The sequence below is a fragment of the Pedobacter sp. N36a genome (genome assembly GCF_014472395.1).
Taxonomy (GTDB): domain Bacteria; phylum Bacteroidota; class Bacteroidia; order Sphingobacteriales; family Sphingobacteriaceae; genus Pedobacter.
The window spans coordinates 34815-46589 of record NZ_JACSZW010000015.1; the positions used below are offsets into that span (position 1 = coordinate 34815).

5 protein-coding genes are annotated in these 11775 nt (G+C 37.1%); all 5 read left to right on the forward strand.

Annotated elements, in window-relative coordinates:
• Window positions 1–34 precede the first annotated feature (34 nt).
• The 5 genes from H9X96_RS21230 (at window position 35) to H9X96_RS21250 (ending at window position 11626) form a co-directional block, all read left to right on the forward strand.
• Window positions 35–1798, forward strand: a complete 1764-nt coding sequence (locus H9X96_RS21230; protein ID WP_187668218.1) for an alpha-L-arabinofuranosidase — start codon at window positions 35–37, stop codon at window positions 1796–1798.
• Window positions 1799–1824: 26 nt separating this feature from the next.
• The gene (gene galA, locus H9X96_RS21235) at window positions 1825–4674 is read left to right on the forward strand and encodes a beta-galactosidase GalA (protein WP_187668219.1); all 2850 of its coding nucleotides are present in this window, start codon (window positions 1825–1827) and stop codon (window positions 4672–4674) included.
• A gap of 87 nt (window positions 4675–4761) precedes the next feature.
• A complete protein-coding gene (locus H9X96_RS21240) occupies window positions 4762–6552 on the forward strand; it encodes a glycoside hydrolase family 9 protein (RefSeq protein ID WP_187668220.1) in 1791 nt (596 codons plus the stop codon).
• Entirely contained in the window at window positions 6553–9345 is a 2793-nt protein-coding gene (locus tag H9X96_RS21245; RefSeq protein ID WP_187668221.1) for a glycoside hydrolase family 2 TIM barrel-domain containing protein, read from the forward strand.
• Between the two features lie 106 nt (window positions 9346–9451).
• On the forward strand, window positions 9452–11626 hold the full coding sequence (locus tag H9X96_RS21250; RefSeq protein WP_187668222.1) for a glycoside hydrolase family 3 C-terminal domain-containing protein: 2175 nt from the start codon (window positions 9452–9454) through the stop codon (window positions 11624–11626).
• The last annotated feature ends 149 nt before the right edge of the window (window positions 11627–11775 follow it).

Below are 11775 nucleotides of genomic sequence, written 5' to 3' on the forward strand. Positions count from 1 at the left end.
TATAACCTACTTTACTCACTCTTAAGAAATTACCATGAAATTATATTTAACTTCAAATAAGTTGAGGATCACTTATTTGGCTATAGGTTTGGTATTTCTGCTGGCCTGTAAAAAATCGCCAAAAGAATTTATTGCAGAGCCTGTAACGCCTACAAGCCCGAGCAATACGGGCGATATTATCCCGCCAAAAACAGTACCCATAGCTAATACAATTGGTTTTTTTATGGATGATTGGCAGCCTAAAACTTTTGTAGCTCCAAATTTTCTCGATGTTCCCAAAAGTACATTGGCGGCAAACGTAACGGTTAGTGCAGACTTTAGCGAAACAGTTGCTAAGGTGTCAAAATACCTATTTGGAAATAACACAAATCCTTACATAGGGCCGTTAACTACCGAACCTTTACTGGTTAGTCATGTTAAAAATCTATCTCCAAATATTCTTCGTTTTCCTGGCGGAAACATTGCCAGTGTGTTTTTTTGGAATGCAGAGGCCAATCAGAAACCTGCAGATGCACCAGCTTCGCTTTATAACACGTCGGGTAATCCGGTAAATGCATTTTACTGGTACGGGAAAAACAGCGCAAACTGGACACTCTCTTTAAACAACTATTATAATTTTCTACAACAAACAAATAGTACTGGTATGATTACAGTTAATTACAGTTATGCACGTTATGGTACAAGTGCACATCCAGACCAAGTTGCGGCCCATTTAGCAGCAGATTGGGTTCGTTTTGATAAAGGAAAAACAAAATACTGGGAAATAGGGAACGAGGATGCTGGGCCGTGGCAAGCAGGTTACAAAATTAATACTGCAACCAATAAAGATGGCCAGCCAGAAATTATAAACGGTGCACTTTACGGGAAACATTTCAAGGTTTTTGCAGACTCGATGCGAAAAGCAGCAGCTGAAATTGGCTCAACCATTAAAATTGGGGGACAACTGATACAGTATGATGCTACGGTAGGAAATAATGCAGTAGATAGAACCTGGAATTCTGGCTTTTTGTCATCATCTGGTGGATCTGCAGACTTTTACATCGTGCATACGTATTACACGCCATTTGCTCAAAATTCTTCAGCAACTGTAATTTTAAATACGGCGGCTACAGAATCTAAAATGATTATGGATTATATGAAAAAAACCACTCAAGATAATGGCGCTGCTTTAAAGCCAATAGCTATGACAGAGTGGAATATTTTTGCCGAAGGTTCTAAACAGCAGGTTTCGCACATTGCAGGTATGCATGCTACAATGGTTTTAGGCGAATTGATAAAAAACAATTATGGTATGGCTAGTAGATGGGATTTGGCAAATGGTTACAGTAATGGGAATGACCATGGTATGTTTAGTTTGGCCGACGAAGGTGATGGCACTACAAAATGGACACCAAGACCTGCCTTTTACCACATGTATTATTTCCAGAAATATTTTGGAGATAGAATGGTTGCCTCTACCGTAACCGGATCTTCTGATGTAGTGAGTTATGCTTCTGGTTATGCATCAGGCGAAGCCGGAATAGTTTTAGTAAATAAGGGAACAGGTACTCAAATTGTAAATACTGAAATCAAGAATTTTAATGCAGGCAATAGGTATTATTATTACACACTTACTGGTAGCAACGATAATGGCGAGTTTTCTAGAAAATTATTAATTAATGATAATGGACCAGAGGGAGTTTCTGGTGGACCAACAAATTATCAAACCTTAGTGCCCAGATCTGCAGCAGTTGCTGGAGGAATTAAATTAACATTGCCTCCAAGGTCTGTTGTTTACCTCGTGGTCGATAAAAAGTAATCATCATCAAATTCTATTAAAATATCATGTCGTTTAAGTATCCTTTTATTATTTTATCTTTTTTTTTCTCCTCATTAACTGCTAAATCTCAACAATCTACTAATAGGGAACATATTTCTTTGGATGCCAATTGGCAGTTTGCTTTTGGACATCCTTATGAGCCTAAAAAAGATTTTTACAATGGCACAAGTTATTTCTCTTATCTCAGTAAAACTGGATATGGTGATGGAGCTGCGGCACCTAGTTTTGATGATAGGTACTGGAGAAAGGTGAATTTGCCTCATGACTGGGCGGTGGAACAAAAATTTGATAAAAACGCAAGTTTAAGTCATGGGTTTAATGCAGTTGGCAGAAATTTCCCTGCAACAAGTGTAGGCTGGTATCGTAAAACGATAAGTATCCCTGCGTCAGATCTTGGTCGTAAAATTTCGATTGCTTTTGATGGGGTTTCGAGAAATTCAATCGTTTGGGTAAATGGCCATTATTTAGGGACAGAACCGAGTGGATACCATGGTTTTACTTATGATGTAACGGATTATATAAATTATGGCGGTGAAAATGTAATTGCTGTAAGGGCAGATGTAACCATGGAAGAAGGCTGGTTTTACGAAGGTGCTGGAATATATCGACATGTTTGGCTCAATAAAACCAATCCACTACATGTGGCAACCAACGGAACTTTTGTATCTAGCTTGATAGAAAATGATAAAGCAACAATACAGGCATTGGTAACTGTAAAAAACGATGAGCTAAAAGATCAGGATTTTGAGATTAAGCAGGAAGTTTTAAACGCCCAAGGAAAGGTGCTGGCAACTGTTAAAACTGAAAAACTTAAAATTAAGTCATTAGCGCATAAAGAGTTTTTCAGCTCAATTCCATTAAACAATCCAATATTATGGTCTTTAGAAAATCCTTATTTACACCAGCTTGTTACCACAATTAGCCAAAATGGAAAATTGCTGGATACCTATAAAACCACTTTCGGAATAAGAACCATCAGGTTTGATGCCAATGAGGGCTTTTTCTTAAACGGTAAGCATCTTAAAATAAAGGGAACAAATAATCACCAAGATCATGCAGGCTTAGGGGTGGCATTGCCAGATGAATTACAATATTACAGGATAGGTTTACTTAAGGCAATGGGTAGTAACGCCTATCGTTGTTCTCACAATCCGCCAACGCCAGAGCTGCTAGATGCCTGTGATAAACTAGGCATGTTGGTAATTGATGAAACGAGACTGATGGGCACTACAGATTTGAACTTAAATGATTTGAAAAGACTAATGATTAGAGATCGCAACCATCCAAGTATCATCAGTTGGTCTGTTGGAAACGAAGAATGGGGAATTGAAGGCAATATTACTGGTGCGAGGATAGCAAAAACAATTCAGGCTTTCGCCAAAACTATTGATACAACCAGGGCAATAACTGCAGCGGTTAGCGGTGGTATTGGCAACGGTATTTCTACGACTATAGATATGTTGGGTTATAATTACATCGCTACAAAAAACACGGATGAACAACATCAAAAATTTCCTCAACAATTAAGTTGGGGTACGGAAGAAGGTTCTACAGTAACAACACGGGGTATTTATGTTGATGACCTTGAAAAACATTACCTAGCTGCTTATGATAAAAGACAGAGTGAAAATTTTTTAAGCTTAGAAAATGGATGGAAACATTATGCCACTAGGCCTTATTTGGCCGGAATGTTTATCTGGACAGGCTTTGATTACCGAGGAGAACCAACTCCATTTGGCTGGCCATCGGTTGTTTCTTATTTTGGGATGCTAGATTTATGTGGTTTCCCTAAAGATAACAATTGGTACTTAAAATCTTGGTGGACAGATGAACCCACCCTGCATATTTTGCCCCACTGGAATTGGAATGGTAAAGAAGGTAAGCCTATTGATGTTTGGGTTTATAGTAATTGCGATGAAGTAGAACTTTTTTTGAATTCGAAAAGCTTAGGTAAGAAACAAATGGAAAAAAATGGTCACCTGGAGTGGAAGGTAATTTACGCTCCTGGCAATTTAAAAGCTGTGGGTTATAAGAATGGTAAAAAAATATTAACAGAGCTTGTAAGCACTACTGAACAAACAGAAACAATAATTGCCAAACAAGACAAAATTTTGGTTGAAAATAGCAAAATTGCGATAGTAACCATTGCAGCTAAAGATAAAAATGGTTTAAGTGTGCCAACAGCAAATAACAATTTGAGCTTTACACTGACTGGCCCGGGTAAAATAATTGGTGTAGGCAACGGAGATCCCACTTCACTAGCACCAGAAAAATTCTTAGAACAGATTGAAATTTTCCCAATACACAGCTTAAAGGAAAAGATAGTTGACAATATAAATGTTGTTGATGGTATCACAGCTGATTACAATGACGAGCAATGGAAGCCTGCTTTTAAAGATGAAAGAAGTGCATCTTTTGCAGAAAAAGCTAAAGCTTTAGTTTATAGAGGTACGGTAGATTTGCCCAAAATACCAAAAAGTGCCAAAGTAACTTTCTTTTACAAATGCATAGGGTCACAACAATCAATTTATTTGAATGGAGTAAAACTGGCTGGTATTTTAAACCAAAATAAAACAGGGTACGAATATGTAATTGATGAGAAATTGATAAAGGCTGGTAAAAATTCAGTTGCAGTTATTGCTACGCCATTTGTTAAACAATACAGTTGGGATAGTTTTAACACAGACCCAGGCTTGTTTCAAATTTATACGCCTGCACCACAATGGAAAAGAAGTTTGTTTAATGGTTTGGCTCAAGTAATTGTAGAGGCAACTGGCGAAGAAGGCGAAATTAAATTGCAGACCAACTCAGCAGGCTTAAAATCAAATACGCTGGTGTTAAAAATTAATAAGTAGTAATGAAAGTACTCAGGCTACCAATTAAATTTAAGAATACCAATATACTGCTGTTTTGCTATTAAGTTCACCCCAATAAATTATAATATGAGCTTCTTTTTTAAATCGTTATCACTTTATTTTTTCTTAACCTTTATTTGTGCTAGCTTAAACGCACAACAAGTAAACTTAAATAATTTATTCCTTTCAGAAAATATTCGCTTTAATCAACTTGGCTTTTATCCAAATGCACAAAAAATAGCTGTGATTACTTCAGATAGTGTATCCAAGTTCGCAATTGTCACTGTCAAAGAAAATAGGATTGTTTTTACTGGAATTTTAAAAGCATCCACCAATGTGGCTCTAAATGGTAAAAAAACCTTAATTGCTAATTTCTCTGAATTTAAAATGCCGGGAGATTACATTATTTATATTCAAAATATGGGTTATAGTTACCAATTTAGCATTAAAAATGATGTTTTTGCAGGTCTGGCTAAAGGTTCCATAAAAGCATTTTATTACCAAAGAGCTTCTATAGCCTTGCCACAAAAATATGCAGGACAATGGCCTAGAAATGCTGGTCATCCAGACAATGAAGTTTTAATTCATCCTTCTGCGGCAACGAAAGAGAAGCCATTTGGAACGATTATTTCGGCACCAAGGGGATGGTATGATGCTGGCGACTATAACAAATACATCGTAAATTCTGGCATTACAACGGCTACTTTACTTTCTCTATATGAAGATTTTCCATCTTATGTGAAAAACATAAACTTGAATATTCCAGAGAGTAGCAATAAGATACCTGATGAATTGGATGAAATTTTATGGAATATAAGATGGATGTTATGTATGCAAGACCAAGAGGATGGAGGTGTCTACAATAAACTAACCAACGCATTTTTTGATGGAATGGTAATGCCAGAGATTACAAAATTACCACGCTACGTAGTACAAAAGGGAACTTCTGCAACACTTGATTTTGCTGCGGTAACTGCTCAAGCAAGCCGTATATTTAAAAATTATGACAAGCAATTGCCAGGACTTTCAGATTCATGCTTAAATGCAGCAAACAAAGCATGGGAGTGGGCATTAAAAAATCCAAATATGGCTTATGATCAAAATTTGATGAATAACAATTACGAGCCAAAAATCACAACAGGAGGCTATGGCGATCGTAATTTTACTGATGAATTCATATGGGCTGCTATAGAGTTGTACATTACCACAAAAAATGAAAAATATTACAATGCAGTAAATATTCTACCAGATGAACAGATGCCCTTACCATCTTGGAACAACGTGCGGCTTTTGGGCTATTATTCTCTTTTAAGAAATGAAGTATCCTTAAAAAATAACCAAAAAAATGATACCCAAACCATTAAATCAAGGTTGCTAAAAATGGCTAATGATTTTATAGAAGGTTCATCTTCAACTGCCTATCAAACAGTTATGGGTAAAACCGATAGAGATTTTGGCTGGGGCAGTAATGCCAATGCCGCAAATCAAGGAATAGCACTCATTCAGGCTTATCAAATTACAAAAGATAAAAAATATTTAGATCACGCCTTGTCTAATCTTGATTATTTGTTAGGGCGTAATGCAACAGGGTTTTCTTATATTACAGGTTTTGGATCAAAAACGCCAATGTTTCCTCATCATAGGCCATCTGCGGCAGATCGGGTAAAAGAACCAGTTCCAGGTTTTTTGGTAGGAGGTCCAAATCCGGGTAAGCAAGATGGAGTTGTATTACCTAGCACAGTTGCCGATGAAGCTTACACTGATAGCATGAATTCTTATGCCGCCAACGAAATTGCCATTAACTGGAATGCACCATTGGCTTATTTGGTAAATGCAATACAGGCTTTACAATATGAAAGTGATTACTCAAAAAATTAAATGATGAATTCGAAAAAACATATTAAACTCAAAATTTTTATTTTACTGTTGCAATTTGCCTTAACATCTGTTGCCAGTGCACAAAAAACACAATATCAATATCTTTCTGGTGCTGATAAAGACCACACTGTGAGCTGGGATTTTAAGATAAATACTGGAATGAATAGTGGTAAGTGGAGTAAGATTAATGTGCCATCTAACTGGGAGTTACAGGGTTTTGGTACCTACAATTATTTCTCTGATACAAATAATCCGAATGAGTTTGGTTGGTACAAACATAATTTTGAAACACCAACTAGTTTGAATAAAGAAATATTTGTAGTTTTTGAAGGAGCTATGACAGATACCGAAGTAATGATCAATGGTAAATTGGCAGGGCCTATCCATCAAGGTGGATTTTATCGCTTCAAATACAATATTACCGATAAATTAAATCCAACTGGTACAAACTTGTTAGAGGTAAAGGTGTATAAAAAATCAACCAATGCATCTGTTAATAAAGCAGAAAGAGAAGGAGATTATTGGCAATTTGGGGGTATATACAGGCCAGTTTACTTAGAAATTGTTCCCAAAAATTATATAGATCGCATTGCGGTTAACGCAAAGGCAGATGGGAGTTTAACCACCGATGTTTTTACCGTAGCAGAATTTGCCTCGCAGCAAATTGAGGTGGAACTAAAAACCTTGGATGACAAAAAAATAGGATCAGTGCAACAAGCTATTGACAAGCAGGGCAGCACAAGGATAATTACAAGTTTTAAAAACATCAAAACCTGGAATCCAGAAGCGCCATATTTGTATAATTTAACCGTTTCTTTAATCGATAAAAAAAAAATAGTACACCAGGTAAACCAAAAGATAGGTTTTAGAACGGTTGAACTTAGGCCTGTAGATGGGATCTACGTAAACGATGTTAAAATTAAATTTAAGGGCGTAAACAGACATAGTTTCTGGCCGGAGAGCGGTAGGGCACTTAGCAAACAGATTAGTATTGATGATGTCAAATTGATCAAACAAATGAACATGAATGCAGTACGTATGTCGCATTATCCACCTGATCAGCATTTTTTGGATGTTTGCGATTCCTTAGGATTATTTGTGATTGATGAATTAACTGGATGGCAAAAAAGTTATGACACCCAAGTGGGTAAAAAGTTGGTGAAAGAGTTGGTGATTAGGGATGTTAACCACCCGTCAATTGTAGTTTGGGCTAATGGAAATGAAGGCGGCTGGAACAGAGACTTGGACGATGATTTTGACTTATATGATCCTCAAAAAAGAATGATCATCCATCCATGGGAAAAATTTAGAGGTACAGATACGCGTCATTACCCTGATTATAATTACATGGTTAATAGCATGTTATACGGTAAAGACGTATTTTTTCCTACTGAGTTTATGCATGGAAATTACGATGGCGGCATGGCGGCAGGGCTACAGGATTTTTGGGACATGATGATTAAACATCCCTATGGGGCAGGAGGCTTTTTGTGGTCTTTTGCCGATGAAGGAGTAGTACGTACCGATAAAAATGGAATAATTGATGTTGCAGGTGACAGTGCTCCAGATGGCATAGTTGGGCCACATCACGAAAAAGAAGGCAGTTTTAATGCTGTAAAAAAAATATGGTCGCCCATTGTAGTGAACAATAAATACATCCCTACAAATTTTGATGGTAGGCTTTTCATCGAAAATAGATACCACTATACCAACTTAAACCAATGTACTTTTAAATGGGAACTTAAAAAGTTTGTAAAAGAGAAACAGGAATATACAGCCAAGGTAAATGCCACAGATAAAATGGTGTTTTCATCAAGTGTTGAACCAGGGGAAAGTATGGCGCTAAAACTTAATTTACCTGCAGATTGGAAAACAAATGATGTTTTGAGCTTTACTGCAGTTGATCCCTCTGGAAATGAAGTTTATACCTGGTCTTGGCCTTTAAAGTTTCCAGAAGAAATAATCAAGTCTGCTATTACTTTAAATGAATTTAAGGCGGAACCTAAAGCAATAACAAAACTAGGGAAACTTAACGTACTCGTTGATGACATAGATATACAGTTTGACCAAACTACAGGGCTCTTAGATCATATCGTTTCAAAAGGTAAAAAAATAAGTCTTTCAAAAGGCCCAATACTTGCTCATGCTCGCTCAGAAATGAAGCTTCAGAACTTTAAAAACTATTTAAAAGATGGCAACCTAATTGTAGAAAGCGCTTATAAAGGCGAGGAGTGGTTAAACGTAAAATGGACTTTTACCAGCGGAAAACCAGTGAAACTTGATTATGAATATGCCTCAAACCGTTGGGACCAACAGGTGGGCTATAACTTTATGGGCATAACTTTTAACTATCCGGAGCAAATGGTAACAGCAGCAGAGTGGATGGGGAATGGACCTGAAAGAGTTTACAAAAATAGACTAGAAGGTGCTGAGTTTGGAGTTTGGAAAAAGTATTTTAACAATGGTATAACTGGCGAAAAATTCGAGTACCCAGAATTTAAGGGATACCATGGACCATTTTATTGGGTTAAATTATCCAATAGTGAAACAGATTTTACTATCTACGCCGAAAATCAAAATGTATTTCTCCAGTTGTTTAAACCCTCTCATGCTAAAGCAACTAGAGAGTCCGTAAAAGCAGCATTTCCCGCAGGAGATCTAGGGTTTATGAATGCGATAGCTCCAATTGGTACCAAATTTCAAAAACCTGAATTTTTAGGTCCTACCAGCCAACAAGATATTCAACTCAATTATGCTCCTTTTAAAGGAACCTTATGGTTTGACTTTAGGTAATCTAGTCAGTTAACATATAAACCCTAATTATATACAAAATGGGTCCAAGGTAGCTTAACTATCGGGCTATTTTAGCCAATTCAAATAACCATCAAATTCTCTATAAATGAAATTTACTTATCTACAACCAAAATTTATCTTTTTTATATTTTTTACCACCTTTAATTTTTCGGTTTATTCACAGCAGAAAGTAGTTGAGCAAAGGATTAATCAACTCCTCTCTAAAATGACTTTGGAGGAAAAAGTAGGAATGATCCATGCAAACTCTTCATTTACTTCTGCAGGTGTTGCTAGGCTAGGCATTCCGGAATTGGTAATGTCTGATGGCCCTCATGGTGTTAGACCTGAACATGGCAGAGATTGGAACATGTCTAACGATCATGTAAATGATGCTGGAACCTATCTTCCAACTGGTAATGCCCTTGCCGCTACATGGAATCCTAAATTAGGTTATGAATTTGGTTCGGTACTAGGAAGTGAAGCCAATGCAAGAGGAAAAGATGTGATTTTAGGGCCAGGCATAAACATCATTAGAACACCATTAAATGGGAGGAATTTTGAATACTTGAGCGAAGACCCATTTCTAATTAGCAAAATGGCAGTTGGCTACATTAAAGGAGTACAGGATCAAGGTGTTTCTGCAAGTTTAAAACATTTCATCGCCAATAATCAAGAAACAGACAGAACTGCTGTAAATGTAGAAATGAGCGAGCGTGCTTTAAGAGAAATTTATTTGCCAGGTTTTAAAGCCGCTGTAATTGAAGGTGGTGTAAATACGGTGATGGGAGCTTATAACAAGTTTAGAGGCCAATGGGCAACACACAATTATTATCTAGTTAATAAAATTTTAAAAGGAGAATGGGGCTTTGAGGGTTTCCTGATGAGCGATTGGGGAGCTGTACACCATACCAATGAAGCTTTATACAATGGTACTGATCTCGAAATGGGCACTGACCTTGCCATGTTGCCTAAACCAAATTATGGCAAATTTTTTATGGGCGATACTGTGGTTACATTGGTAAATGCAGGTAAAGTTCCTATCCCTTTAATTGACGATAAGGTGAGAAGGATCTTAAGGGTTATGTTTAAGACAGGAATGATGGATAAAAGCCGGAAACCTGGAAAGTTTGCCACAAAAGAACACCAGCAAACCGCCTTGAAAATTGCCGAAGAGGCAATTGTGCTACTCAAAAACAAAGACCAGGTTTTGCCTCTGAATGCTTCAAAAATTAAAAATATCGCAGTAATTGGAACCAATGCCACTAAACTAAATGCCATGGGCGGTGGTAGCTCTCAGGTAAAACCAACTTATGAAATAACACCATTGATGGGTATCGAGAACTATATGGGTTCAAAGGCAAAAGTAACATTTGCCAAAGGTTACGAAGTGGCCAAAGATGCAACCGCTAATCAAAAACTAGTAGACGAAGCGGTTAAAATTGCCTCAACTGCAGATCAAGTTGTTTTTGTAGGAGGTTGGGTGCATGGATACGATTTTAGTAAATGGGACGATAATGCCTTTGATGCGGAAGGGATAGATAAGAAAGACTTAAAGTTGCCTTTCGGACAAGCTGAATTAATTAAAGCATTGTTAAAAGTTAAACCGAACCTTATTATTATGATGATGGGCGGTGGTCCAGTAGAAATGAACTCTTGGATTGATGATGCAAAAGTAGTCATAGAGGGTTGGTATCCCGGCATGGAAGGTGGCAATGCACTAGCCAATGTTATTTTCGGTAAGGTAAATCCCTCTGGAAAATTACCTATGACGTTCCCTAAAAAATTGGAAGATTCTCCAGCACATAAGCTGGGCGATTATCCAGGTGTAAACGGTACTGCTGTTTATCATGAAGATATTTTTGTGGGTTACCGCTATTTTGATACCTATAAAGTTGAACCTCAATTTGCATTTGGCCACGGTTTATCTTACACTAAATTTAAATATGACAAAATGGAGGTAGTAGCTACTGATAAAAAAGCAACAATCAGCCTAAGCATTACAAACACAGGTAAAATTGATGGAGCGGAGGTTGTTCAATTTTATGTTCATCAGGATCAGCCCAAATTGCCTAGGCCAGAAAAGGAATTAAAGGCATTTCAAAAAGTCTTTCTTAAAGCAGGTGAAACCCAAAATGTCGAAATTGAATTGGATAAAACAGCTTTTCATTATTATGATGATCAATCATTTAACTGGGTTGTTGATGGGGGCAAATACCAGATTTTGGTGGGTAGCTCTTCAAGAGATATTCGTCAACAGGTATTGGTGGAGTTTAAGCCTTGACGCGGAAATTATTATCTTAAATCAATAGTGTCCTAAACGTTTAATGTTTTTGTAAAAAGGCTTAGGATGGATTGAAATAATCGCATTTTAAGGATTATTCAAAAAAGAATCCCTTGTATGCTGGTATTGGGTTCCAGCTTAGGTGGTTC